The sequence below is a fragment of the Citrobacter sp. Cpo015 genome (genome assembly GCF_030333035.1).
Taxonomy (GTDB): domain Bacteria; phylum Pseudomonadota; class Gammaproteobacteria; order Enterobacterales; family Enterobacteriaceae; genus Citrobacter; species Citrobacter portucalensis.
Genome location: NZ_JAOWGS010000034.1, coordinates 1 through 25592, shown reverse-complemented (window position 1 = coordinate 25592; position 25592 = coordinate 1). Strand labels below are relative to the sequence as shown.

Here is a 25592-nt window from a genome sequence, read left to right as displayed (position 1 = left end):
ATATACTACGAACTACGCCGGAATAAACTCTAACTGAAATGGTCGATAAAAGCTGGCCACTTCACGAGGAGGCTTTTCAAACCACGACAGGTCCGCTTCTGGCACAGACCTGCCTATCAGACTAGGTTCAGGTCTGTGCCATAGCTGTGTCATGTCAGATCTAAGTTAATACAATTTAGACATTTAGAAAGGTGAACCAGCACATTACTTCCTCTCACTCCAGCCAACTGGATATTCAGCAATGGCATTAACATCTGTAAGTAACGCTACCTCCGATTTCATCTGCCTCTGCCGTTCGTGAATACTGAAGCCGTGCACTACCATTGCCTGCATCATCGCTGCCTCCAGTTGTTGCAGGAACGCAAAATTTACGGGAACGTCGTGGTTATCCGCATCGGTCCAGAAAAATCCCTCAGGTAACTTTCCTGTTCTACCAGCCATAACCACGGGTGCAAGACGCTCCTGCGATACTTTGCCTCCATCCCACCGGCGATTGTCCAGTTCAAAAATAATGTTGGCGTTTTCCTGAACGTCCCGCCAGTTGCTGATTTCAGCCAGTTTCTGATTTCGTAAATCCTCCACCATCTTGTCAGTCACAATAAAAGGGGCGACAGGTCCATACTTTCCTGATTCAAGCTCGCTGTAGATACGGCGCCCATGCTCCTCAAAATCATTCGGGCATGCAGTGAACGGCAGAAACTCATCAAACTCTGCAAATTTAACACTACAATTAATCGCTGTATGTTCTTTATTCGCCCACTCAGGAGCCTGAATGACCTCAATGTTCATACAATCTCCTTTTATGAGATTCGCTGAAAAATGCCTGCATAGTAACCCAAATTAGTCCCAGCCAGACCTTCAGAAGAACTCGATGCAATTCCACACGAACGCCATGTACCCGGCAAAGTATATTTGCCACTACTACCCGTAATACAAAACGACGCTTTAGCGTCGCTGTTGCTGATAATTCCACACGCTATTAAACTTCCCCCCGAATAACTTGTACCTGGATTAGTACCTCTCCCTCCAGGCGCTGGCATATATGCCAGCGCAAACGTACCTACAGCATGAAGAGCACCTGCTGGTACGCCTGCTGGTCCCTGAGGCCCTACAGGGCCAGTTGGTCCTGTTGCTCCCGTTAACCCGATATCACCCTTGTCACCTTTTGCACCCGCCGGCCCCTGTGGACCTACAGGTCCAGTTGGTCCTGTTGCCCCCGTTAATCCGATATCTCCCTTGTCCCCTTTTTCGCCTTTTGCGCCTGCCAGTCCCTGCGGACCCACAGGGCCAGTTGGTCCTGTGGGTCCCGTTAATCCGGTATCACCCTTGTCACCTTTTGCCCCTGCCGGCCCCTGCGGACCTACAGGGCCAGTTGGTCCTGTTGCCCCCGTTAACCCGGAATCACCCTTGTCCCCTTTTTCGCCTTTTGCGCCTGCCGGTCCCTGCGGACCCACAGGGCCAGTTGGTCCTGTTGCCCCCGTTAATCCGGTATCACCCTTTTCACCTTTTGCACCTTCTGGCCCCTGCGGGCCTGGCGGACCACTGAGGTCTTCACTTTCCTGTATCTCTTTAATGGTCTCAGCGGCGGCTTTTGAGGCTGCACTCCTTGCCTGTTCAGCAAGGAGCTGTGCTTCATCCCTTGCCTGTCCACTTTCTTTCTCACTGGCAGCAGCAGCCTGTGCGCTGTTCCGGGCATTCAGGGCGTCTTCCTGAGCTTCATCGCGCAGCGTCAGGGCCTCATCTCTGGCCTGCTCTGCGCGAGTGGCACTCTCAGTGGCTGCATTTTGTTGATTCTCAGCAGTTTTCGCAGCCTGCAATGCTGATGCTTCACTTAAGGAAGCCGATTGTGCACTGCCTGCTGCCTCAGTCTCTGATTTAGCAGCCTTTTCACAGAACTCCCTGGCATGCTGTTCACTTAGCGCTGCAGCTGCAGCGCTGTTATCCCCCTGTTCTGCAGCCTGTATAGCCGTGAGGACGTTTTCACGCACTGAGGTTTCAGATGCGGCTGCATTACCGGCATGCTCACCCGCTGTTTGTGCTGACGCAGATGCACTTCCGGCACTCCCCGCTGCAGACTGTGCCGAAGCGCCTGCCTCCTGCTGCGCTTTCTGTGCCGCATCAGCGGCGATCTTTGCCTTTCCGGTCTGTTCCGTCGCTGTCTGTGCCGACTTTGCCGCACTGTCAGCATCTACACTGCTGGCCAGAACGTTCTGCGCTGTCTGTCGGGCATTATCTGCAGCAGACCGGGCAGAATCATCAGCAGCATCCGCAGAGAGTGCCGCCTGGCGCTGTGACTCTGTTGCAGCCATTGCAGACAATGCTGCCGCATCATTGCTCTGCGCTGCTGACTGTGCGGCCTGTTCAGCGAGTTTCCGATCCTTCTCTGTTGCACCGCTCAAATCCACAACGCGGTTTACCATTTCCTCAAAACGTTTCATCACCTCCGGACGCAGGTCTGCATCCTTTGGCGCATCGAGAAACGCATTCAGGGTATCCGGCGCATCGGTCGGGGCCACATAAATATCGCCGGCCACTGAGGGAGGAAAACCTTCCCGCAACAGTGACACACTGTAATAACCCGGCTCAGCCTCAATGCTGTAGTGACCGTCCGCTCCTGTAATAGAGTATGAAGTCACCTCAACCACAACGGTCGGGCTGGTTTTCCTGGCACTCAGCTGAATAGTGCAGCTCTGAACCGGTTTGCCGGCCCCGTCTCTGAGCACTCCAGAGATAAGTACTGCCATAATTCCTCCATAAAAAAACCGCCCGAAGGCGGTTTCTGTCATTAACTGATTGTTATCCCGGCTGATGACTTTTTCGTCACAATAACCAGCAGGTCACTGATTCGGGAATATGGCCAGCCGCTGCTGTTACCATGTGTATTGACACTGAAACTCAGCGTCATCCGTCCGCTCCCGGCAGGCATATCCAGTGTCCGCGTAAAAACGGCCGGTACACCTCTGCTTGTCTGGTTGTATATCTCCACCCCGTTTTTCCTGACAGTCAGCGTACAGTCATCCCATACGTCATTACTGGTCTGGCTGTCATACGCTGCACCCTGAAAGGTAATCCCAGGAATGGAAACCTGTCGGTCAAAAGACTGGTCATCTTCAATCACGACTGTCAGTGTCCCGTTGGCGTACCGTTTTTCACCGTTACTGGTTATGAAGTAAGGGAACTGCCTGCCCGCTGCCTTAACAATATCCCCAAGAATACGCTCGGCCCGGAGCGTCCCCTTTATGGTGCAGTTTTCCTCAATCGTCACATTGTTGAGAGCACCAGAATTCGCACTAATATGGCCGCTGATATCCGCATTACGGGCAGTCAGTTTTCCGTCAGGTGTCAGCATAAAGGTCGGCGGGTTCCCGCCACTGGTGATAGTGGGAGCCGTCAGATATTTGAGGAACACCTCGTTCATAAATATCTGATTACCCTGAGCCACAAACATCGGGGTCTCATTGCCGTTTGCCGGGTCGATAAACGCGATACGGTTTGCTGCCACCAGGAACTGGCTTACCTTCCCTTCTTCCGTGTCTTCCATGCTCAGGCCCAGACCAGCCACATAGTGCTTCCCGTCTTTGGTCTGCTCTATCTTCACACCCCACATAGCATTCCATTTGCCGTTCGCGTCCTGCCATTCTTCCGAAAACTGATCCAGCCTGCTGGCGTTGTCTTCCGTCAGCTCCACCTTCTCCAGCAGCTCTTTCCCCAGGTGGCTTTCGGTGATTTTCCCTTTGAAGAAATCCAGGTAGCCCGCCGCATCGTTGCTGGCCTGCCCTTTAGCCTCCACGAACGCCGATTTCCCGACCTGGTTCACGGCCCGGATATAGAAGTAATAATCCTTGCCGGGTTTGATACTGCTGCTGGCCGCAATCCAGTACAGCGCGGTGCCGAGATAACGCGCATCGGTTTCCACCTGGCGGGTATCGGCAATCTGCGTATCTGTAAACCAGAATTCATACTGCACCGTGGGGTCATATACCGCCTGGCGCGGGGTGGCGGTTATCTGAAAATAGCCGGGAGTCAGCTCAACATAAGACGGTACTGCCGGCGCGGCGATGCTGAAATCCGTGCTGGCCGGATCGCCCTGCTGGCCCTGGCTGTTCACCGCCCGCACCGTCAGGGTGTAACGTCCCGGCGTCAGGTTACGGAAAGTATGCTCCGTTTTTGTCAGGATCAGGCTGCTGGCCAGCCGGTCGCTGTTATCTTCCGCTTTCACCGTCAGGCGCAGGGAGAAGTTAACCCCCTTAACCACACGCGGGGTATCCCATCGCGCCCGCGCCTGATACTGCCCCTCCTCTGCCAGAATCTCTGTGGTCAGGTGCTGCACGGCAGGCAGCGTATTCGTGATACCGGTGTCCGGTAACGGATCAAACGTCGCCCCGTTGTCCACGATGCTCGCTTTCTCCGGGACATGCTGTACGGCGGTAATGGCATACGTGCCGTCATCGTTTTCCCGTATGGCCACACAGCGAAACAGGCGCTGGCGCAGGTCCGGCAGTTTCAGCCCCCACACGCTGTACTCCGCCACGCCATCGGGTAACTGGCTGACGGTCACGGAGTCCGGGGCGGGGTGCGCGGTAACTGCGACGGTAACAGGCTGACCATCGCTGCCCACCAGGTTCAGCACCACATTGCCGCCTGGCGGTATCTCCACCTCACGGTCCAGCGTGAGCGTGCGCGTAAGGCTGTCGACCGACAGGATTCGTCCGCCCACGGTCACACCGGCATAATCACTGTCTCAGATCTCAATGATATCTCCGGGAACATGTCGCAGCCCCTCAGCCCCTACGGAAAAATCCACCGTCTGCGTTTCCAGCAATTCGGTGGTGATGGCCCACAGTCCGGCGCGGTGCGCCTGCCCACGGCTGGTACAAGCGAATGCATCCATCTTCAGAACGTTGCGACCGTAGCGCCGGATGGCAGCGTCGTTTTCCACCAGTTCGGTGGACGTTTCCCAGCCGTTGTTCGGGTCGGTGTAACGGACCTCGGCGGCATTGTGTCGCTCTTTCAGTGCGCTGAAGCTGTAGATGAACGGCGCACCGTCAGCGGGTATCACCACATTACTCTGCGTATAGGTCCAGACTTTATCGGCGGGCCGGTCCTGCACAAACGTCAGGGTACTGCCGTTCCAGACCGGCATGCAGCGCATCAGGGAACAGAAGTCCCCCAGTACGTCCCACGCTTTACGCTGGTCCGTCAGATACGCATTGCAGGTGATACGCGGCTCTGTCCCGCCAAAACCGTCAGGAACAGGCTGATCGCAGTACTGTGCAATGGCATACAGCGCCCACTTATCGACATCGGCAACAGCAATGCGGCTTCCCATGCCATAGCGCGGGTGAGTCAGCATATCCAGCACACACCAGGCCGGATTATCTGTCCAGGCAGGTTTAAACGTCCCGTCCCAGAGTCCCGTATAAGTACGCTTTAACGGATCGTAATTTGACGGCACCGGCACAATGCGCCCGCGCAGGAGATAGTTTCGCGTGACCTGCTGGCTGCCAAACTGCTCCGCATCCACTTTTACCCCGATAACGGCGGTGTTCGGGTAGCACTGTTTCACATCGATGATTTCGGTAAAGCCTGACCACACCGTTTTGTTCTGCAGCAGGTCTGTCGTACTGTCATCAGTGAGGCGCAGCATGCGGACTTCAAAAGGCCGGGGCGGTAAATCATCAATCACCACGGATGCCAGAAACTGCGTGGTCGTTTTCCCCGTAATGGTGATATCCCGTTCCGTTCGCCACAGCCCATCCCGCCGAAACTGGATCAGCATCTGTACGCTGGTCGGGTTGCGGTCACCTTTGGTACTGGTGCTGACCAGCGACTGAACACCAAAGGTAAAGCGCAGACGGTCCAGCGTTTTGGTGGTAATGGTGCGGGTCACTGGCTCTGACTTCTTCACCTCCACACCCAGCAGGGTTTCAGCGCCGGAGTCTTCGACCCCCTCCATCGCGGTCTGCTCATCCTCCCCCACGCGATAAACCACAGTGACACCGTGAACCATCGCGTTACCGTCGCTGTCGAGGACCGGCGTTTTGTTAATTCTGACACTTTTCAGCCCGTCCACAGGACCTTCAATCGGCCCCTCGCAGATGGCATCAACAACCGTCAGCATCTGGCTGGATTTCAGGTCGTCAGGAGCCTCATGCGGCGTTTTACTGCTGCCACCCCCCTTACCCATAATCTGTTCCCTCTGAAACGACAAAACCGCCCGGAGGCGGTTCTTTGCAAATACAAATATGCTGCAAGAATGTCAGCGACCGATGATCACCACCTGCCCCCCACCACCTTCATCCCGTGTGCTGATTTCCTGGGAAATTGTGCGGGAGCCGACCAGCATTTCACCGTACAACACCGGCAGGGCATTACCCTGCGCCACCAGATTGTCCAGCGACGAAAAATAAGTGTTCTGTTTGCCGTTGTCGGTCTGCCGGGATGAGGGGATTTTTGCCTGGGGTGTCAGCATCTGCGCTACCCCCCCCAGCATCATGGCCGCTCCCATAGAAAACAGGACTGAAGATGCTGAAATAGCACCGGCAGATAACGCTGCTCCCCAGGCTGCCAGTGAAGCTCCTGCTGTAAAAAAGGACGCGGCTATTGCCACTGCTCCCAGCACCACCTGGAACAGACCACCGGATTTAGCCCCAGCCATGCGTGGGACAATATGAATAATGGCACCGTCTGGCAGCGGCTCGTGCAGACGGGCTGACAGGCTGGTTTCATTCACATCCAGGCCTGCAATGCGTATCTGATACCAGCCATCATTCATTTTCTGCCGGAAGCCCGGTATCTGCATGGCCAGCGCGTAAATGGCCTCGGCCCCCGTTTTTATACTGAGGCTGAAGCGGCGGCCAAATCGTTGTAAATCCCCGTGAAGGCAGACTCGTGCCATGCCCGGTGTCGCCATATGGAGTGTGTGCGGCGTTGCCATTTGTCGGTATACCTCTCGCGTTTACTGAGCTGGTCAGGAATATGGTGCAACAGTTCCCCGTCGCCGCAGTAAATCGCGGCATGGTTGGCAACCGATGAACCAAAACAACAAATCAGAATGTCTCCGGGCTGTGCCTCTGCGGCATTCACCCGGTAAAAGCCTGTCGCCTCCAGGTTATCCAGATACAGATTATCCCCCTGCTTCCACCAGTCCTCCCTCCGCGCAAAATCCGGCATCTCAATCCCCGCCAGATGGTACGCATCACGGAACAGGGTGTAACAGTCCGTCACGCCATGCTCAAATGCCCGCCCGGTGAGGAACGGCATGCAGCGAAATTTGTATATCCGGTCATCGCAGACCAGCCACCACGGCAGGCCACTCTGCACCTGCAGGCGGCGATCAACATCGCTGAGATTCGGCAGGCCATCGGGATGGCTGTGGACCAGGGCCACCACATCGCCCGCCACCTGCGCCTGAAGGTAATCTGCCGGATCCATGCGGAAATACATTGTCGGTTCAGCGGAAAGATTCTGGCAGGGAAAATACCGCTCCCCGGCAGACGTCTTCACCACATAGCCGCACGATTCAGCCGGCGCACACGCAGCGGCATGCGCCAGGATATTTTTGTTCATGGGTGTATCCATCAGGAGAGACGGTTAATCGGGAGGAAGCAGCCGATGCGCGGCAGGTTATCACGCAGCTCGCAGCCAGTACGGCATTTGCTGCAGGCATCTTTTGCCGGGTCTGCCGTGGGTTTGTCAAATTCATCCGCCACAGGCGGCCCGGCATACCCACACTCCTCAGAACGGTAGGTCCAGTTGCAGACATCAGCCAGCATGATCCGCGCCGGAAACACGCTGCCGTCCGTTTCGGTCGGCGTGGCCAGCACAAAGGTCGCCGTGGTGGCTTTCAGCTCTGACAGTTGTTCAATCACCCAGCGGCTGACTACTTCCTGTTCCGGATCGGCCTCCGGGTTGCCGCCTGTAAAGTTCACCGCATCGAGAAAACGGGCGTACACAACATGCCTTACCACCGTGGCCCCGACGAGGCTCTGCATATCTGCCGCAAGTCCCGTAACCATGCCAAACAGGTTCGACACCGCCAGCGTCGGGCGGGCGGTAGTCCCTTTCCCTACCAGGTCGAACCCGGTTCCCTGTATAGGGTAAACGTCATACTTCCGCCCCTGCCAGGTGACCGGCTCGCCCTTCTCATTCGCTTCATTTGAAAAATAGTAACGCTGGCCACCAAAGGCCGTCAGGTCGATTTCCCACAAATCAATGCGGGCCGACTGCTCGGTTTTCGTGGTTTCGTTGAGGGTGTTCTGAGGTATATCCTGCATAAGGATCCTTAAGCAATGACCTGCTCAAATTTACAGCTGAAATCAGAATACGTGACGTTGTCCGTAACAGACCATTCCCGGCAGACAACTTTAATCGTGCGGTTGTATTTTGGCGGTCGCCACAAAAAGGCTTTATATCCTCCATGCTCGACCAGAAACGCTTCAAGTGCGGTGCGGGAATTGTCCGACGTGATACGGAAAACAGGCTGGAAGTTAATTAACTGATGGTTGAGTCCGGTCGGGCGACGTTGCTCATAGCCATCCCCAAATTTTATGGTTGTCACCGAAGGGGAAACAGAAGACGGCATCCCCTCCCTGGGTGCCCAATGAAAGGTTTTCACTTATCCTCCCGCCAGCATGCCACCATCACGTCCCTGAGTTCTCAGGATACTCATGACACGCGTATCGATCATTTTGACCAGCATCTGCGATGCCTGCGGCCCTATCTGCCCGTTTTGCCCGTCATTCTGAATGGCAATGTGATACACAGGTGAATAAGCAATCCCCCCATTCATACCACCACCAGAGGAACCCGGGTCACCCAGCGCCCTGACACCCAGCTTACCGTCAGTCGTTTTCGCCAGAGGCATAATGGCTTCCGGACCAGCCTCACCAAACACGCCAGCCCCCTTTGCAAAAGCAAACAGGGTCGGGCTGTCATAGATGCCGTTGCTGTAGGCACTTAATGAAGGTGAGTCATAAACACCGCCCTTCGCATTAAAACTAAAACTGCTGATGGCCGTGCCGGTGCTCGCGGTGGCTGCGCCGCCAAAAAGACTGCCGCCGATACCCATAATGGATTTCAGGATGGTGTTGGTAATCAGCGCCTGCGCTGCCATATCGACAAGGTTTTTAATCACCGACTGTGTCAGGGAGGAAAATAACCCAATCATCCCGTCCCGGAGTGTCTGTGTACCATTCAGCATGCCGGTCAGCATGTTGGAGGTTCGCTCCTGGGTGGTTTCCATCAGGCCAATGGCGAGGCTGTTCAGGTTTCCCTGCGACTTATAAAGCTCCACCGCCGTCTGGTACTGCGCATCAGCGGAATCTTTATCCGCCTTTTGCTTCAACAGTTCGTACTGCTCTTTGTTGATCGCATCGTTCTGGTAAAACGCCTGCAGCAGTGACTGACGCTCGGCCAGTTGATTGCGCAGTTCTGCCAGCGGATCAACCGTCCCGGCGATATCAATCAGAGGGGCAGACATTGCCGCTGCCTGTGCCTGTAACAGTTCGCGGGCCGTACTTTGTGCCAGCGTGATTCTGGCCGTCTGGTATTCCTTTTCATCCAGAATACGGGCATTCAGGAGCGACTTCAGCTCCTGGCTCGCTTCACGCTCTTTCGTAAGAGTTGCTCTGGCTGGCGCATACTGTTCTGCCAGTTCGAGGCGCTGTTTCTGATAGTTTTCAGCATTCAGCAGCAAAGTCTTCTGAATATCAGCCTCGCTGGCTCCGTCAGCGCGGGCGGCTTCAAGAAGTTTTCTGGCGCTTTCCTGCTCCTGCAGGTTGATACGTCCGAGACTGGAGGCATGCGCCGCTTCGATTTCACGCCGCAGTTGCTCATACTGGTTAACCTTCGACTTTTGCCCCTTACCAGTATCCCCGCCTTCCCCGGTCCAGGGGGTATCAGGTTTATCACTCCCTGTTTCATTCCCTGGTTTATCCGGCTTCGGTGTGGGATCGGTTTTCCCTGATTTAGCGTGTTCTATGGCCTCTTTGACAATTTTTTGCCGTTCTTTGAGGAGTTTTAACCCCTGCTCAACGGCATCCAGATCCCCTTTGTAGCGGGTTTTATCGTTCTGTACGCCTTTAAGTTGTCCGAACGGATCGAAGCCACTCAATCCATCAATACGGCTTTCCGCATCCTGAATTTCTTTAATCAGTTTATTTCGCTGAATAACCTGATTCTCAAACTGTTCATCAATGTCCAGCTGCTTCACGTTGAGCTGGTTAAGCGACAGTTTTTTTAGCTCTTCATTCGTTTCAACAACAGCATTTTTCAGGTCAATCGCTGACTGGCGGGCATTCTTCGCCTGATTATGGAAATAGAGCAACGCCGAACCGGCAAGCATCGCCGCCCCCACTGGACCGCCCACCAGTGCCAGCGCCCCTCTGGCCATACCTACTGCTGCAGAGGCCGCGCGGGCTGAAATTGAAAGCTGTTTATTGGCAGCATTCAGCTGGCTCTTTGCCTGGGTGGAAAGCAGTGTCTGCTCGGTTTCCTGGCGGATTAAGCGGTTAAACTCGCTCTGGTAACTCACGTTAAGGCCAAATTGTCTGGCGCTTTTCTCCATTTCCCGATAACGCCCGAATTCTGCGTTATTCTGTGCCAGCGTAGCGGCGGTACTTTCCAGCGTTTTTCGCGCCATATCGGCCTGCGCCATCGCGCTGGCCCTGACTGCCTGCTGCTGCTCAACCCAGGCACCGATGTTCCCCCTGATACCTGCCGTCAGTTTTGTCGCCAGAACAGGAATCAGTGTATACAGCGCAACGTTGGCGACCGTATTAAAATTATCCGTCAGGCCATTAATGGCATCGGTAACGGTCTGAACACCACTGCGCAGCGGGCCGTTTCCGCTCTGTCCTACCTTAATAATCAGACCTTCAAAAGCCGAAGTCAGGCTGAGAAGATCGCCGTTCAGGTTATTTACCCTGATTTCGGCCTGCTCATGCGCGGTCTGCGTACCGGTCAGGGCGGCGGTCAGCGACTCCACCTTCTCGCGGTTCTGCACCAGGATGGATGCTGCGCTGAGGTTTTCCACCCCGAACAGCTTTACGGCCTGTTTTGTTGACAGGTTTTTTCCCGCCAGATTCTCCAGCGCCTGGCTCAGCCCGACAACAGAAGGCTTCAGGGTCTTATCCGTTCCTTTCTCCAGATTCAGGATCACGTTGCGCAGTGCGGTCCCGGCTTCGCCGCCTTTCACTTCGCGCTCCGCCAGTACCTGTATGGCGGCATTGAGGGTTTCAAAACCAACGCCAGCCTGTGCCGCTGCCACCCCGCCATTTTTAATCGCGGCAGCAGTATCGGCTATCTCCGACGAGCCAAATTTCGCGCCAGCAGCCAGCACGTTGATATACCGGTCGGCTTCACTGGCTCCCGCCCCAAACTGGTTTAATGACAGGGCCAGCGTTCGGGTGGCATCCGGAAGCGTGGTCCCAGCGGCCTGGGCCAGCGTTAACGCGCTTTTGGTCGCCGCCGTCAGCCCCGCAGAGGTGCTCAGCAGTTCAGGCTTTGCCGAAGCCATCAGCTTAATCGCCTCAGCGGCCTGTGATGCGCTGTATTCCGTTGTGCGGCCCATTTCCTGCGCCGCCTGATCGTACAGTTTCATCTGCGCACTGGTGGCACCGGTGATAGCCTGCAAATCCGACAACGACTGGCTGTACTGCCGCGTGGTGCTGATAATGGTACCCAGCGATAAACCCGCCCCGGCAAAACCTGCCAGCCTGCCTGCCAGCCCCGATACCGAAGCAGAAACACGCTTATAGGCATCCTCCGTCTTTTTCGCATCAGCCTGGGCATTGCGGTTAAACTGGCGTGACTGACTCTCAGCGCTGCCGTAGGCGCTCATCAGCTGCGATTTAAAGTTCGCTGCATTCAGATGCAGCCCAACGGCAAGAGAGGCAACGTCACCCATTACATTAATACCTTCATGACTGCCGCACACTGCGCATCCAGACTCTGGTTCGCTGCTGCGGGTGATTTAACAGGGGGCGGGTTATTGTCAGAACCTTCTGGCGAAGGCTTTTTGAAAATGCCCTGTTTGAGGAAGAAAGCACGCCAGTGAAAAAGCGTGTCAGCCGGAAGCGCCGCAATTTTTGACGGGTCAGGCTCGCCCCAGCGGTCGGCCAGCCAGAAAATTAGCTCCAGCCAGGGCGAGTCACTCAGTTTTTTTCGGCGGTTTCCAGCTTACCGATGCCGTGCTTTTTCACTTTGTCGATGGCATCCAGAAGCGCAACGTTATCGTGTGCCGCCAGCAGCTCCTTCGCCGTGGGTTTGTCTTTGGCTTTAATCGGGGAGCCGTCAGGCTGAACCAGACTGTCGATAACAATCTGTACGCTCAGCTCTGACGCCATGCGGGCGTTGCCAGAGGTCTGTGCCTCGATGAGCGCATCTTCATGATCAATAAGCTCAGCCGCCGTCAGCCGGCGAAGGTAAACCTTTGTACCGAAGATTTCGGTTTTAATTGGAGAGGGTTTTGCGCTGAGCAGGGCCTTTTTCAGTTCGGAGAGGCTAAATTCAGACATGATGTATCCTGTTTTTCAAACGAAAAAAAAACGCCCGGAGGCGGTGTGTAACGGGAAACGGATTACGCGCCGGCATCTGGCGCCGGGGCGGCAATTCCCCATTTAATGTTGTTTTGCTTACCCTGCACCGTAATCTGGATAACTTCACTGGCAGGCGCTGTGATTTCGTTCATCTGCCAGCCTGAAAGCGCAAGGATCATTGAAGCCGTTCGTTTGTTCGGCAACTCAACATAAAACTGAACGGTCTTACGCTGTTCTGCAGCATTGAGGAACGCGGTGAAATCTTCGTTTTCCGGGTCGTCAATGAATCCCAGCGATTTCTCCGGCCCTTCCGGCAGGTCTGACACCGACTGCTTACTCTTGTCCAGCAGGGTGGTACAGTCGACAAATCCTCCCGTCTGACCTGTCGCGCCCAGCGCCTTACAGTTAATCAGAGGTTTCAGCGCCGCCACTGCGGCCCCTACTTCGCCAAACTTCACCACCGTCCCGGCAGGAAGCATTGCATACTCAGGGGATGATTTTGGCGTGTTATTTTCATCAGCCATAATGATTCTCTCTTAAATAGTGGGCAGCGGTTGCTACCTGTTCTGAATGCCATTGCGGATTTCTACGGTCAGAATGCGCAGAATCTGCTGGACGTTGTAATCCAGTGCCGGACGGATGAACGGATTGGCAACCTGTTTCACCGTACCGAACTCCTGGGCCAGCGCTTTCATGTAATGCTTTTTGCTGGGGCCAACCCGAAGGATGACCACCGTATTTCCGCTACCTTTCCGGGTGGATGAACGAATTTTGATGGAATCACGCATATGCTCTGCAGAGGACGCATCGTCGAAGCCGGCATGTTGTTTCATGTCTTCTTCAACCACTTTCAGCGCCTCACGCCCTGCATCACGTAACACCTTCATGCCGACCTTTTCACCGAGCGCAGTAAGCTGCCGCTCCAGCTCGTCCAGCCCTTTTACGTCCATAGTGATCATGGTGAGGCGTCCCGGTAGTGAAAGGTGAAATCCCGCACGAGCCGGTACTGAATATTGCCGCTGGTCAGTACCGTTTTACTCTGCTGTATTCCACCCCGGACCACATTCTGCACGGGAAAACCCTCCAGATGGCCATGCACGATAGCGGTCCATTCCGCGCTGATTTTCTTATCCAGCTGTAACAGGCGGGTGTAGTCATTAAGCAGATGAATCGCTATCTGGAAGCGCCCCGCAATCAGGCCTGTGCGCAACAGTCCGGCGTACAGTTCCGGATCCGAGATACACTGGTAAGTAATCCCCTCCTGCAACTCATCAGGCAGGAGCAGAGGGTAAACATTCAGCCCGGTCAGGCGTTCAAGTGCTGTCTTTAATGCCAGCTCGATCATGACGTGCGTCTGCCTCCCCTGTGATGATGATGCGGTCCGCAAGACGTTCGACGTTACGAACGGTATAAATCCGGTCAGACGTTGTTATTTTCCAGTCGATATCAATATTCAGGTTCGGATGAGTGGTAAAAAGACACGTTTCAACAACCTGCAGTTGATCCAGTGTGCGGACCTTTCTGCCCGACACCAGTTCGCGCTTCGCCCAGGCTTTCCCGGTCGCGACCAGTTGTTCCGGCAGATGTTCACCCAGCGGCCCCCGGCCGGATTGCATATACCCAATCGAAAGACGGCAGGTCATCTCTTCCGGCTTCAGGCTCATACGGTGTTCTCCTGCAACGGGAAAAGAAGGTGCCGGACCGCAGCCGTCTCCAGCCACTGACCGGTGAAACCATTCAGATACGCATCCCCGACCAGATACTGCATGGCCAGCTGGATATCTTCATCCGCCACAAAACCGCGTACCCCTTCCGGCAGCGCCTGCAGTTCGTCATCGCTTCCCACCAGTTTGCAGTAGTAGTCACGCTCAATACTCTTTTGCGCAGCCGCCACCATTTTAGTGAGCATGTCGTCATGCTCCGTGAAATCCGGCTCCAGACGGAGCTGGGTTTTCACATCATCCAATGTCAGTATCATGGTCATCGGCTCCCTTGCGGGGACTCAGCGCCTTTTCCGCATCTTCTGGCCATACCGCAATATGGCGTTCAACCAGTTTCTCTGCATACTCAGCATCAAAACAGGCCGTATCACCGCGTGAATAACGATGATAGGGTCCCAGGAAAAAAACCGCTTTCCGCGCCACTTCTGCTCCCGTCAGGCCCGTGGCCCCGTTTGTTTCACTTCCGGTCAGATCAACACCTGTATCACCTGAACCCGCTGCAGTATTCTGACCGCCATCCCCGTCCACTGTATTTTCCGGCGTCAGTTCATCCGGCTTTTTCACATCACCGGCTGCAGCCGCCGCTGCCGCTGCTTTTGCCGCTTTCGTCGTCATCGTTTTGCTCCTGAAAAGAAAAAACCCGCTGCTGCGGGCCTGGGGAATTACGTGCTTTTACGCTGTGCGACCGTGGTCGCACAGAGTGCAGGACCGGTTAAAACAGCACTTTTGTCCCGAGAACAAGACCTTCCGGATGACGGAAGCCGATATCGTGCTCCGTCACCACGCGGATCAACGACTGGTTACGGGAGAACGCGGAAACCAGATTGCCATCCCCGTCCTGGTAGGAGGCTTCCTGCGAGAACGACACCTTCATGTTGCCGTCTTCACCGATAACCACATCATTAAAGTCAGCGAAGTAAATTTCCGACTCTTTGCCTGCGTCACCGAGGTTTGCCGGGATAGCGCTGGTACGCTGAATCTGAAATCCCTTCAGGATCCCCTGGGCCATTTCCGGGTAGACCTTGTTACCGTTACCGTCGCGCAGACCGAACAGTTTCATGTAGGTACGGTTCGACATACCCCAGCCGCAGCTGATCATGTTGCTGTTGCCGTCCATAGCCATCAGGATGATGCTGTCGAGATAGGTATCAATCGTCTGCAGATTAACCTCTGCAGCAGCTTCCCACGGCAGCAGGCGGTTCCACTCAGTTGCCCGCGCTTTCATACCGACAGGCGTATCACCGGTACCGTCATCGCGCATAAAGGCTTTATCTTCACGAACAGAAATCGCGGTCAGAATATCCTGCAGGACCAGCTGCTCCACGTTGTAGCCAGCACGACCAATCAACTGGTTGGAGATTGGCACCATCGCAATCATGGTTTTCGCAGTGAGTTTCACATCATCAAAGCGGGCTTCTGATACTTTCGCATCCTTGCCTTCCCCGGTGTAGCTCGCCGTCGCACCACCGGCCAGACGCGGCAGCGCCATATTGCCGTTCGGCAGCGGAATTGAGCGCGCGCCCAGCTTACGAACGATAGTGCGATCGCGCAGCAGCTCGATCACCTCGCTGTGGAGGTTTTGTGGAATAAGAACGCCACCTGACGCGGCGGCAGTATTGATGGCCATCGAGACAGACTGGTCATTCAGTTCTTCAGCTGCAAATTTTGCAGCGCCCTGGACGTTACCCTGTGCTGCCGCAATCGACATCACCAGACGGGTCATGCCTGCGCCGGTATATTGCTTTGGCTCTGCCTTAATGCTGATACCAGGAGCCTGCTGTGTGGCTTTAACCGGTTTGGCGACAAGCGCTGCAGCACGTTCAGCCGCTTCCAGACGCTCAATCTTGGCGCTGATATCCGTGAACTGCTGCTGCAGGCTGGCAAATTCGGTTAACTGCTCCGCTGTCAGCGTACCGCCACCAGTTTCTACTGCCGCCAGTACCTGAACCTTCTGATTAATACCCGCACGTTCACGACGCAATTCTTCAATCTGTGGCATAGTTTTCTCTCTTTTTTGCATAAAAAAAGCAGCCAACAGGCTGCTTTCTGGTAATGACGCGTTAGCGCCGGGTCACATTCTGGTTTGCAGGTCCATCGCGGCGGCCTGCAACTTTATGGAAGTGGTTCGTTGAGGTTGTTTGTACTTTGCTGCAATGGCATTAATCGCAGACTGAGGATCCGAAACTTCATCGGCAAGACCAGCAGAAATGGAATCAGCGCCGAAATAGATTCCGGCCTGCGTGTTAATCACCGTCTGAGGGGCAAGATTCCGGTATTCCGCTACAGAGGTAATAACGTCTCGTACATATCGTCAATCATCCTCTGGAACATTCCCCGAGCGTCTTCACTCAGTGGCTCATGTTGTGTACCGTTATTTTTGTTATCTCCCCGAAAAATCGTGGTGAATGTTAACCCCATTTGCTCTTCCATCCTGGAAGTATCCAGGTGTTCCATAATCACTCCAATCGAGCCGACTCCACTGGTCTGGCTGACTACAATTTTGCTGCAGGCCGAAGCGATAAAGTAAGCCGCAGAATAGGCGCTGTAGTTCACAATTGCAGTAATAGGCTTAGTTTGACGTGACTGGAAAATATAATCGGCCAGTTCCTTGCATCCAACCGCCGCACCACCACCAGAATTTATATCCAGCACAATTTCACTGATGGAAGGGTCATTTAATGCAGCATGCACCTGGCTACGTATGCGCTCATAGCTGGTAAGTTCAGAACACATTGCAGTAATTTGCCCACGACGCGGAACCAGAATGCCGTGAACAGGAATAACTGCCATTCCACCAGCTGGTTGAACCAAATCTGGCGCCTGATTGTTATCAGGCTCCTGCGTCATGTGAATTCCAGCCTCTTCTGATAATCCCTGAATACGGGGAACCAGCACAGCTTTTACAGAATCCATTGTCTGTCGTGTCACGTAATGTGGTACACCAAAGACCATAGCCGCCAGATGCGGCAGATTAATTAAATTTTTTGTCATGATGTTTACCGGGTCAGCCCGCACTGCGGGTGATATTCAGTTTCTGGACAGAATAGAGTTGATTTCTGCCAGTTGTTTAGTTGTTGGCGTGTTATTGCCAGGTAAGATTTGTTTACTGTCGACCATATTCAGAGGCGTCAGGTATTTGTCCCCTCCGGCGATGGGTGGAAGGTTCTCCATGCGGCGAATATCATTAACCGATAACCACCCCCACTGGCGGCCTAATGCATAAGATTCATAACGCGACTTCTGATCCCCGCGCAACAGGCCAGAGACATTGAATTCTATGTACAGATCACTGCGCTCGCTGGGTAAAAGCAGATCGCGCATTAATGCGCCTTCATGACGCTTCAGCCAGGCCAACAGCGTGTACATCACAAACTGCAGCCCCTGGTGCTCAATGTTGTTATTCGTGGCTTTCGCCAGCATCTGCACCATATGAGGCGGGATTTTATAGAGTCGGCACACTTCCTCCACGCCCCACTGACGGGACTGCAACAGCTGCGCTTTCTCATTGTCCTGAGATAACTGCTTGTAGCTCATCCCTTCCTGAAGCAATGCAACAGAGAAGGCGTTTCTGACACCGGAATATCTGTCCGTCCACTTTGCCAGCAGGCGGTCGATAGCATCCTGGCTTTTGATCGTCGGGGCGTCTTTTGGTCGCTCAATAACGCCGCTCATCGTACAGCCACGGCGAAAAACCTGAGAAGAGTGCTCTTCCACCGCCAGACTTAACCCAAGAACGTCTGCGTTCGTCTGGATTGGAGAGCTACCGATATAACCATCCAACGAGAAAACTTTCACATGATGCATCATGCGCATTGGCAACGTTTCGCCAATTTCGGGGAGTTCATAATAGGGCATCCCGTCAGGCCCTTTCAGGACGATGACTTTTTTGGGATTAACCGGGATTAATTCCCTCGGGAAACCTTTCCCGTCCCTGTCGATGATCGAGTAGCAATTCCCCTCCAGACCAAGCAGGCCCTGCTGCTGTTCAAAGTATTCAAATGAAGTGTCTTTTTTGTTGGGCTGGGAATGAATCAGATCATAAACAGGGTGGTCAGTCGCCCGTTCACGGCCTCCGTTAGCGCCTCGCCTGTAAAGTTCACACGGCAGCTGCGCCACCGATTCTGCCAGAAGCGTTACACATGCCCGGACCGCCGATAACGCCATTGCGGTTTCAGAAGTGATAATGATCCCCGCCTTACTCTGGCTGGAACTCACACCACCCAGCATCGCCTGCCAGAAACTACCACCAGACTGAGATTTACCCCGAAACATCAGGGGAATGAACATTATTCACCCCCTGATTTAATTACGCTGGCAGACATTGATTTCGCGATTAAAAATGACCACAGCAGGCAGATTGAACCGCCAGTAATAAGCCCGGCTGCAGGTGAAATAAGCCAGGCACCGGCAGACAGTAACGCGGCTCCGGCGAGGCCGATAAAAAAACTTAAAAATGTCATTAGCATGACACATCTTCCTCGTCGTAAACGGATGAATTACTCGCCCGGCTATTCAACATTGCCCGTCCGATTGCCATAATCAGCGAAACCGCGCCATCGATTTTGTTTTCGTTCTGCTCTTTGATGGGTTTAACCACATCGTCATTACCGGGCAAATACTTCCCGACGACGTTGCTGATACACCAGCTCATAATCGGGTTCCCGTCGTGATGAAAGCGGCCTGACTCAATGGCGGCTTCCAGCTCCTTCGTCGGATCAGACATATTGGTGTAGTTCTGAACAATAGTGATCGGATTAAGGCTTTCATCAGCCAGATCATGTGAAAGCCCCGTCGCGCCGAAAGGGTCAATCGGTGACTCACTGACTGGGTTGAGCTTGTTTGCCGCCTTGGCCTCTTCAAGGATGTAGCGGTAATCAACTTCAGCGCCATCAGTAACTGTAAGCAGTCCCATTTCAACCCATTTCTGAAATCGCTCCGCAGTACGACGATCTTCGTTCTTTTCAACGCTGAATACTGCGTCGTAGGGAACCCAGAAGCGGGGAGCAACGCTGTAGTAATGTGTCTTGCCGTCAATTTCCCTGGTGAACAACCGCGCCATACTGTTCATATCCAGCTTGCGCGCCAGGTCGAAAGACAGAACACATGGCTGTCCTTCGAATTGCTCCAGCGTAAGTGTCTTATCCTCACAGTTCTGCCAGGAAACCAGGTTGTAGAAAGCGGCACGGGCTGCAACCCAGATGTTGAGGTGTTTAGTTTTAAATACACCAGCCTGACGGGCGTTATTAATAGCTCTCTGTTGCTGGCTGAGGAGAAAGTCACGATAGACCGACACGCCCATATTCGGGTTAGCTTTTTCCAGCACTTTAGGATCGGTCCAGTCATCCCCCTCGTCGACGGTGTATATCACGCCGAACAATTCCTCATTCGGTACTGTGCCGTTCAGCATCTCAATCACTTCACGCCGTTTGTCGTAGCATGGACCCTCAATGTTGTAACCCGCCGTCGTGATCGCCCACATTAGTGGTTGTCGCCGCGCCCCCATACCCGTCAGCATAGTGGTGTAGAGCGAATCTGTGGGATGTTCGTGATACTCGTCAACAATTGCACAGTGCGGTGAAGCGCCGTCCCCAGGGTTACCAATCAGCGGCTCAAAACGCGCGCCATCTTCTGGCCGGTTCAGGTTGGACGCATTAACTTCAATCCCGAACGCTTCCACCAGCAGCGGGGTGCGCTTACACATCAGACGAGCTGGTCTGAATACTTCCCACGCCTGTTTTTCAGTTGTGGCCCCGGAATATACTTCAGCGCCAAACTCGTTATCACAGGTAAAACAGTACAGCGCCACACCTGCCGAAATAGCTGATTTCCCATTTTTACGCGGTATCTCCGTGTAAACCTCGCGAAATCGTCGAAGCTTCGACCCTTTCTGGACCCAGCCAAAGGCGCAGCACACAATAAACAGTTGCCATGCCTCCAGAGTGATCGGCATCCGCTTGAATGCCCACTCTCCTTTTGTATGTGGCAACAACTGGATAAATTTCGCGGCCTTTTCTGCCATGTCTTTATCGAAGCGGTAACGAAATTTCTTACTCTTTTCAGCCGCCATGTCATCGATATGACGCTGGCAGGCCTGAATGACAAACTGGCACGCCGGAATTTTCCCCCGCACAACGTTGCGGGCGTATTGATTCGCGGCGTTTACGTTGGGGTACGATTTCCGGCTCATGAGTTGATCATCTTCAGGAATGGGTTAGAGGTTTTCTTCTGTCCGGCAAGGCCGATTAGGCGTTGTCGACTGCTGGGATCAAGGCCAAGCATGGAGCCGGTAGAGCTCATCTCCGATTCCTGCTCTTTCTTTGCGGTTAGCTCAGGGTTTTTTATCTTCCCCCCCATAGCACCAGTAATAGTCAGCCCTTCTCTGGCGATATTTTTAACCGCCCTGCGCCAGAACTCATATGCAACACACCAGCGCTCAAGTACGGCAAGATCGGTAACACACAGTAATCCCTGTCCACATAATTCTTTCGTGGTCAGTTCCCACATGACGGCCGCCATTGGCAGACCATCATCCTCAGAAAACCAGTCAGGTGGTGCCACACCTTTAATCGGTGTGAATACAGGTTCCTCTTTATTCAGGGCTCGTTTGCCGGGGTTCCCTGCCAGCTCCTTGCGCGCCGTTGGCTTGGGGCGACGCCCGGAACGCCCCGCCGTTCCAGCCATAAGCGACACTCCTGGTTAAATTTCATTTTTCGCGGGTATAAAAATGCGAGGAAGCGGGCAGTCCTGAAGTGCGAAAGGAGTCAGGGATTTGATCCCCCCTTCCCCAGACATCCGTCTGATTTAATCGAGATGAAAATCGTAATTCAGATTGCGGCGACTACAACTGCTCGCATTGTGCGAACAGGAATTCGAAAAATAGCCACTCAGCCCACAGTATATGTAATGGGCATAACTCATCGAATACGATCTCTTGCTGTCTTTGCTCTGTGGCATTCCCAGCACAACGACTCAAGGTTGGAATCGTCATCAGTACCGCCATGAGCTTTTGGAATGATGTGGTCAACGCTTTCCGCTTTCTTCGCTATCTTCTGCCGGCGATGGTTCTGACACAGGTATTTATCACGCTGAAGGATACGCGCTCGTTTAATTTCCCAGAGCCGCCCATATCCACGTTCTTGTCTGCTCTTTCCTGACTGATAATTCCGCCAGCCGTCACCAGCATGCTGCTTTCGGTGTTGGTCACAATATCCGCTGACATCGTTGGTGATTGCCGCACACCCTTTGTGTCGGCATGGGCGTTTAGCACGTGCTGGCATCGGCATAGTCCTGTTTGTTGGATACAAATTGTGTAATAGGCGGAAAGTAAAAATGAACCAGTAGTTGATTGAAAGTTCTCATAAATAGCGAGAATCAGCGTGGTTCTTGCCCCGTAACATCAAGGATTATCAGAAAGAAATAAAAATGAGAATTATTATCAAAACATTCAAGTGAGATCGCTGGAATAACAAACTCTTAATCTCTCAACAAAAATAAGGATTTGTTAAGCTTCATGATTTATGGTCGATGTAATACACCGTTTGAGGCAAGAATAATGGTCAAATTCTCAAAACTTCAGATTCGCTTACACTGGCTAACCCTGATATTAATAGCGATAACCTATGCAGCTATGGAGCTTCGTGGCTGGTTTCCCAAAGGCAGTAACACCTACCTTCTCATGAAAGAAACACATTACAATGTTGGGGTGTTTGTCTGGTTTTTAATGATAATACGATTAATTATTAAACATAAGTATCATGATCCAGCTATCACTCCCCCCCCACCAGCCTGGCAGATGGTGGCTGCTAAAATAATGCATATCCTGCTGTACATTTCTTTTTTGGCTCTACCATTATTAGGTATTGCAATTATGGCTTACGGTGGAAAGGACTGGAGTTTATTAGGTTTTAACGTTGCATCGTTCGTTACTCCTGACGGGGAAACAAAATCACTTATCAAAGATACTCACGAAACACTGGCAAACATCGGATATTTTTTAATCGCAGCGCATGCTGGTGCAGCGTTATTCCATCACTACGTCCAGAAAGATAACACTCTTTTGAGGATGATCCCTGATTGTAACGATAAGAAATAAATACAAATTTTAATGTTTAACATTACAGCAGGCACTCAGTGAATGTCTGCTGTAATGCCTGCTCAGCCAAGTTGAAGCACACCGTGTTCTTTTGAATCAGAGAATGCAACAAACCCAGTGTATTCGGGGATAGTGTTCCGTCATCAGCATCAAATGCTGAAATGGTTGCGTGAAGAATCAAAAATGCTCCAAATCCCGCGCCGCTGCTGCCCCTCGATGGTCAGAATCGTCAAGGAGGACCCGTTAAAAGGTAAGCAGAAAATCTGTGGTTAGAAGTGAAGGCTTTGACAACGTTCTAAATTTTATGACAGAAATAAAAAAGCATTACCTTTCAAGATAATGCTTTTTCACTCGAACTGAATCTTATAACAATTAGATTAATGTGATTTTAATATCATAGCTTTCAAGCCCAGTCATTTTTTCACGAGCATTAAACTGGATATCGGAAACTTCTTTTCCTGTCTTTTTTTTGAGTTCAATAATTTTTTTTGTGATGAATTCAGAAATATCCGCTTCAGTTTTTCTTTTTAAATCTTCGACGTTCATTGTTTACCTCTCTTGATCTCTAACGTATCAACGCCAAGCATGTTACATTCCCCGTAGAGCACTTGTATAAGCGCTGATATGTTTAAAAGATAGAATAGAAAGACTCAATTATCAATAGTTTGCAGTACAATCTTCATACAAAAGAGCTCGCGACCACACAAACCACTGTACTAAAATCCGGGTCGGTCACGAAACAACCAGATCTCATTTCAAAAGCTTCGATGCTGCCTCGAGGATCTCTTCTGAACTGACATCACGATCAGAGGCTACATAAACTATTTTATGGTCTCCTGTCAGAGATGGAAATCCCGCTGACATCACGGGTAGGTGTGCTTTTTCCCCATTGGGAAACTCACGCATTATCGTAGTAATACCTTTCATTACGGTTACAACAACTGCAGGTTCTGCATTAAAAAAAACGATGACTTTTTTCATAATTTTACCGTGATGTCTCTTACAGAGATTGTCGGTTCAGCATACAAAAAAGGCTCCATAAGGAGCCTGAAATTTATTTTCTGAATTCTAACGAAGACTGACCAGAACGAATGTACAGTGCAATATTATCAAATGTAATCATTGTTGATTTGCAAAAAATACATTTTGCTCCGAAAGGATTTTTTTCAGTAACATCAAAGTTTGACGTTCGGTACTGAGATCCGTGGCAACACGGACATCTGAAGTGAATATTATTAGTAATAACAGTTACCTTATACAGCCACGACATTAACTGCCGTGGGGCCTTTAGGTCCCTGTTCAACACTAAATTCAACTTCCTGATTCTCATTCAGCGTCTTGAAATCATTACTCTGGATAGCAGAGAAGTGAACAAACACATCTTTACTACCATCTTTTGGAGTGATAAAACCAAAACCTTTTTCAGGATTAAACCATTTAACTAAACCAGTCATTTTATTAGACATAAACATTACCTTTATTGAGTAAGCCCTTGGGCAGAATGGTCCGAAAAAAATTATCAGAGAGAAAAGCTAACAAGGAAATCTCAACAGGAACAAGGAATAAAATTATTACAGCGACTGCTTCAGATAAATTCGTTACAAACCAGACATTCATTAACGCATGATTAACCAAACATAGCAAGGTTTAGTTTTGTAAGTAAATCTCAGTGGGTTTTGATCATAAAAATTAATTTAAATAGCTTAAATCGAAAATTATGTCATGCTGCGTAAGACCTTTATCTATCACCCTAAGTTGTCAGGGATTTTGACTCAAGGAAGAGTCGTATTTCCTTCATAGTAAAAATTCACAATTTTATCCACGAAAACCGTCAACATCTTAATTTATAGAGCTATTATTTTTCCTCTACGGTTCATTGTTAGTATTTTTACGGACTCATAAATCCGCTCACATGTCATTCCTGCCCGGTAGTTTTCATCAGCGCGTTCAGCATGGTATCGAGCTTCTTCTGTCAGGCTTCCTGGCATGTCTACGAGCATTGTGGTGTCATGGCGGATGGAAAGTTTTGTTGATTCGTTAGTTATCGAGCTGTAGAACGCTATGCTCTAGCGACTTGGAATAGGCAATCAGCCCGGTGTACTCAGGGATAACCTCGCCATCATCCGCTTCGAACTCAGGGATTGTTCCGGTAGTGATGGTGTATTGTGGCTGGCCATCTTCTTTTGCGAAGGCAGCCAGGTCTTCAATCTGCTTAGCTGTAAGAACTACTGTAATGCTCATTCCTCAGTTGTTAAAAAGCCCCGCTATTGCGAGGCTTGATTGATTATGGCTAACGACTACATCGTAACGGTTATAAAAGAAGCTATTAGCCAACATGTGGTGTATGGTTGTTAACCGCCCACCAGGACAATAAACATGTCGATACTCAAAGATATCAAGATGCGTACTTTACGCCATGTGAAAAGTACTTGTCCTCATTGCTCCCGCCAGTCAAAGCACAGTCTGTCGAGAATAAAAAACAATATAACGTTAATTTGCCCCTTCTGTGGAAACATCTATCTTCCATCGGAAAGCAAACCAATAAAGTAACTGATTGACTACCAAATAAAACTCATACTCTCAGAATGTGGCAAAGCAGACATAACCTTTTATTGTTGTTCTCATTTAAGAGAATGTAACACCCAGAGTGGAGAGGTTTTTTTTCTTCTCCACAATACGGCGATCAAGTTCAGCCACTGCATGCGGGCGTATGGCATCAAGAAAGGCGTTATCCTGATAGGTAGACTGGATTGTCACACCAAGTCCGGCACCACTTTCCAGTATGCTTTTCTGACGCTGTAGTTCTTTTATATCGTTATTGAGGTAATACGCTTCACTTAGGTTTTCTGCGTTCATCGTCTAACCCTGTTGTTGTTTGACTGCCTCACTGAGTCGTAAATGCGCTCACACGTCATTCCTGCCCGGTAGCGTTCGTCAGATCGTTCAGCATAATATCGAGCTTCTTCTGCAAGGCGTCCAAGCATGTCGGCGAGCACTGCGGCGTCGGCTCCGGCTGTTTTGCTTCTGACGGCAGTGGCAAGATTTGCGGTATGCTTTGCGGCGTCCAGGAGGGTGGCAAGCTTTGTTGCTTCGGTACGCAGCTGGTTAACAGTGGCAGACAGGCCAGCAGCAGTGGCAGCAGATTTAGCGGCTTGCGCTTGTGCATCTTTTACAGCCTCATCACGGGCAATTATGCGCCCTTGCTCAATCATGCGGGCGGCGGTCTGCGCGTTCGCTGTT

29 protein-coding genes and 3 pseudogenes are annotated in these 25592 nt (G+C 51.9%); 2 read left to right on the top strand and 30 right to left on the bottom strand.

The features are described from left to right. Nucleotides 1-204: 204 nt before the first annotated feature. The 22 genes and pseudogenes from OGY67_RS13310 to OGY67_RS13205 all read right to left on the bottom strand — a co-directional run bounded on the left by OGY67_RS13310 (nt 205) and on the right by OGY67_RS13205 (nt 21537). Nucleotides 205-789, bottom strand: coding sequence for a DUF4376 domain-containing protein (locus OGY67_RS13310; protein WP_044700540.1), 585 nt, complete (start codon nt 787-789; stop codon nt 205-207). An 11-nt stretch (nt 790-800) separates the two neighbouring features. Beyond that, entirely contained in the window at nt 801-2744 is a 1944-nt protein-coding gene (locus tag OGY67_RS13305; RefSeq protein WP_048214397.1) for a prophage tail fiber N-terminal domain-containing protein, read from the bottom strand. 41 nt (nt 2745-2785) lie between these two features. Continuing rightward, a pseudogene (gene gpJ / locus OGY67_RS13300) lies at nt 2786-6187 on the bottom strand (phage attachment tail tip protein J). Between the two features lie 72 nt (nt 6188-6259). After that, on the bottom strand, nt 6260-6937 hold the full coding sequence (locus OGY67_RS13295) for a tail assembly protein (RefSeq protein ID WP_071681833.1): 678 nt from the start codon (nt 6935-6937) through the stop codon (nt 6260-6262). Next, nucleotides 6835-7569 (bottom strand): C40 family peptidase, encoded by a 735-nt coding sequence (locus tag OGY67_RS13290; RefSeq protein WP_044700545.1) that lies wholly within the window; start codon nt 7567-7569, stop codon nt 6835-6837. The genes OGY67_RS13295 and OGY67_RS13290 overlap by 103 nt, the downstream gene beginning before the upstream one ends. An 11-nt stretch (nt 7570-7580) precedes the next feature. Further along, on the bottom strand, nt 7581-8276 hold the full coding sequence (locus OGY67_RS13285; RefSeq protein WP_286574042.1) for a phage minor tail protein L: 696 nt from the start codon (nt 8274-8276) through the stop codon (nt 7581-7583). An 8-nt stretch (nt 8277-8284) separates the two neighbouring features. After that, nucleotides 8285-8617, bottom strand: coding sequence for a phage tail protein (locus OGY67_RS13280; protein ID WP_044700550.1), 333 nt, complete (start codon nt 8615-8617; stop codon nt 8285-8287). After that, complete coding sequence (locus tag OGY67_RS13275; RefSeq protein WP_044700552.1) at nt 8618-11908, bottom strand: phage tail tape measure protein; 3291 nt, start codon at nt 11906-11908, stop codon at nt 8618-8620. A 247-nt stretch (nt 11909-12155) separates the two neighbouring features. Continuing rightward, entirely contained in the window at nt 12156-12518 is a 363-nt protein-coding gene (locus OGY67_RS13270) for a phage tail protein (RefSeq protein ID WP_044700554.1), read from the bottom strand. Between the two features lie 62 nt (nt 12519-12580). Continuing rightward, nucleotides 12581-13063, bottom strand: coding sequence for a major tail shaft subunit (locus tag OGY67_RS13265; protein ID WP_044700555.1), 483 nt, complete (start codon nt 13061-13063; stop codon nt 12581-12583). A gap of 33 nt (nt 13064-13096) precedes the next feature. Then, a complete protein-coding gene (locus tag OGY67_RS13260) occupies nt 13097-13498 on the bottom strand; it encodes an HK97-gp10 family putative phage morphogenesis protein (RefSeq protein WP_044700558.1) in 402 nt (133 codons plus the stop codon). Next, nucleotides 13495-13884 (bottom strand): hypothetical protein, encoded by a 390-nt coding sequence (locus OGY67_RS13255; RefSeq protein WP_046670528.1) that lies wholly within the window; start codon nt 13882-13884, stop codon nt 13495-13497. Before OGY67_RS13255 ends, OGY67_RS13260 begins: the two co-directional genes overlap by 4 nt. Next, nucleotides 13853-14203 carry a phage head closure protein gene (locus OGY67_RS13250; protein ID WP_044700562.1) on the bottom strand — a complete coding sequence of 117 codons (351 nt, stop codon included), beginning with the start codon at nt 14201-14203 and terminating at the stop codon, nt 13853-13855. Before OGY67_RS13250 ends, OGY67_RS13255 begins: the two co-directional genes overlap by 32 nt. Continuing rightward, on the bottom strand, nt 14200-14517 hold the full coding sequence (locus tag OGY67_RS13245; RefSeq protein WP_003832371.1) for a head-tail connector protein: 318 nt from the start codon (nt 14515-14517) through the stop codon (nt 14200-14202). The genes OGY67_RS13250 and OGY67_RS13245 overlap by 4 nt, the downstream gene beginning before the upstream one ends. Beyond that, nucleotides 14498-14875 (bottom strand): hypothetical protein, encoded by a 378-nt coding sequence (locus tag OGY67_RS13240; protein WP_044700565.1) that lies wholly within the window; start codon nt 14873-14875, stop codon nt 14498-14500. Before OGY67_RS13240 ends, OGY67_RS13245 begins: the two co-directional genes overlap by 20 nt. 97 nt (nt 14876-14972) lie before the next feature. Beyond that, nucleotides 14973-16259 carry a phage major capsid protein gene (locus OGY67_RS13235; protein ID WP_044700568.1) on the bottom strand — a complete coding sequence of 429 codons (1287 nt, stop codon included), beginning with the start codon at nt 16257-16259 and terminating at the stop codon, nt 14973-14975. 72 nt (nt 16260-16331) lie between these two features. Then, nucleotides 16332-17251 (bottom strand): annotated as a pseudogene (locus tag OGY67_RS13230) (S49 family peptidase). Nucleotides 17252-17287: 36 nt separating this feature from the next. Next, complete coding sequence (locus tag OGY67_RS13225; RefSeq protein ID WP_286574040.1) at nt 17288-18547, bottom strand: phage portal protein; 1260 nt, start codon at nt 18545-18547, stop codon at nt 17288-17290. Continuing rightward, entirely contained in the window at nt 18547-18726 is a 180-nt protein-coding gene (locus OGY67_RS13220; protein WP_003832363.1) for a hypothetical protein, read from the bottom strand. The genes OGY67_RS13225 and OGY67_RS13220 overlap by 1 nt, the downstream gene beginning before the upstream one ends. Further along, nucleotides 18720-20447: a terminase large subunit gene (locus OGY67_RS13215; RefSeq protein WP_286574039.1), complete on the bottom strand. Its 1728-nt coding sequence runs from the start codon at nt 20445-20447 to the stop codon at nt 18720-18722. Before OGY67_RS13215 ends, OGY67_RS13220 begins: the two co-directional genes overlap by 7 nt. After that, complete coding sequence (locus OGY67_RS13210) at nt 20444-20941, bottom strand: phage terminase small subunit P27 family (RefSeq protein WP_003832359.1); 498 nt, start codon at nt 20939-20941, stop codon at nt 20444-20446. The genes OGY67_RS13215 and OGY67_RS13210 overlap by 4 nt, the downstream gene beginning before the upstream one ends. Before the next feature lie 233 nt (nt 20942-21174). Beyond that, nucleotides 21175-21537, bottom strand: a complete 363-nt coding sequence (locus tag OGY67_RS13205) for an HNH endonuclease (protein ID WP_047715729.1) — start codon at nt 21535-21537, stop codon at nt 21175-21177. A 275-nt stretch (nt 21538-21812) separates the two neighbouring features. Here OGY67_RS13205 and OGY67_RS13200 point away from each other — a divergent pair, with 275 nt between their 5' ends. Further along, a complete protein-coding gene (locus tag OGY67_RS13200) occupies nt 21813-22352 on the top strand; it encodes a cytochrome b (protein WP_286574038.1) in 540 nt (179 codons plus the stop codon). Between the two features lie 372 nt (nt 22353-22724). Here the strand turns inward: OGY67_RS13200 and OGY67_RS13195 are convergent, their stop codons facing one another. The 6 genes and pseudogenes from OGY67_RS13195 to OGY67_RS13170 all read right to left on the bottom strand — a co-directional run bounded on the left by OGY67_RS13195 (nt 22725) and on the right by OGY67_RS13170 (nt 24587). Further along, nucleotides 22725-22898, bottom strand: coding sequence for a GnsA/GnsB family addiction module toxin (locus OGY67_RS13195; protein WP_001100119.1), 174 nt, complete (start codon nt 22896-22898; stop codon nt 22725-22727). Between the two features lie 204 nt (nt 22899-23102). Next, nucleotides 23103-23333 (bottom strand): hypothetical protein, encoded by a 231-nt coding sequence (locus tag OGY67_RS13190; protein WP_000756041.1) that lies wholly within the window; start codon nt 23331-23333, stop codon nt 23103-23105. A gap of 73 nt (nt 23334-23406) precedes the next feature. Further along, nucleotides 23407-23595 (bottom strand): cold shock small protein YmcF, encoded by a 189-nt coding sequence (gene ymcF, locus OGY67_RS13185; protein WP_057069020.1) that lies wholly within the window; start codon nt 23593-23595, stop codon nt 23407-23409. Nucleotides 23596-23605: 10 nt separating this feature from the next. Continuing rightward, on the bottom strand, nt 23606-23818 hold the full coding sequence (gene cspG, locus OGY67_RS13180; protein WP_000066494.1) for a cold shock protein CspG: 213 nt from the start codon (nt 23816-23818) through the stop codon (nt 23606-23608). 378 nt (nt 23819-24196) lie between these two features. Next, nucleotides 24197-24361 (bottom strand): annotated as a pseudogene (locus OGY67_RS13175) (DUF2514 family protein); the annotation flags it as partial. Nucleotides 24362-24389: 28 nt separating this feature from the next. Further along, nucleotides 24390-24587: a hypothetical protein gene (locus tag OGY67_RS13170; RefSeq protein ID WP_044700634.1), complete on the bottom strand. Its 198-nt coding sequence runs from the start codon at nt 24585-24587 to the stop codon at nt 24390-24392. A gap of 141 nt (nt 24588-24728) precedes the next feature. Here OGY67_RS13170 and OGY67_RS13165 point away from each other — a divergent pair, with 141 nt between their 5' ends. After that, on the top strand, nt 24729-24902 hold the full coding sequence (locus OGY67_RS13165) for a YnfU family zinc-binding protein (protein WP_213083834.1): 174 nt from the start codon (nt 24729-24731) through the stop codon (nt 24900-24902). A 75-nt stretch (nt 24903-24977) separates the two neighbouring features. Here the strand turns inward: OGY67_RS13165 and OGY67_RS13160 are convergent, their stop codons facing one another. Beyond that, a complete protein-coding gene (locus OGY67_RS13160; RefSeq protein WP_286497470.1) occupies nt 24978-25208 on the bottom strand; it encodes a hypothetical protein in 231 nt (76 codons plus the stop codon). Further along, nucleotides 25205-25592 (bottom strand): DUF2514 domain-containing protein (locus OGY67_RS13155; RefSeq protein ID WP_286497469.1); only part of this gene is annotated, 388 nt, incomplete at its 5' end. The genes OGY67_RS13160 and OGY67_RS13155, both read right to left, overlap by 4 nt.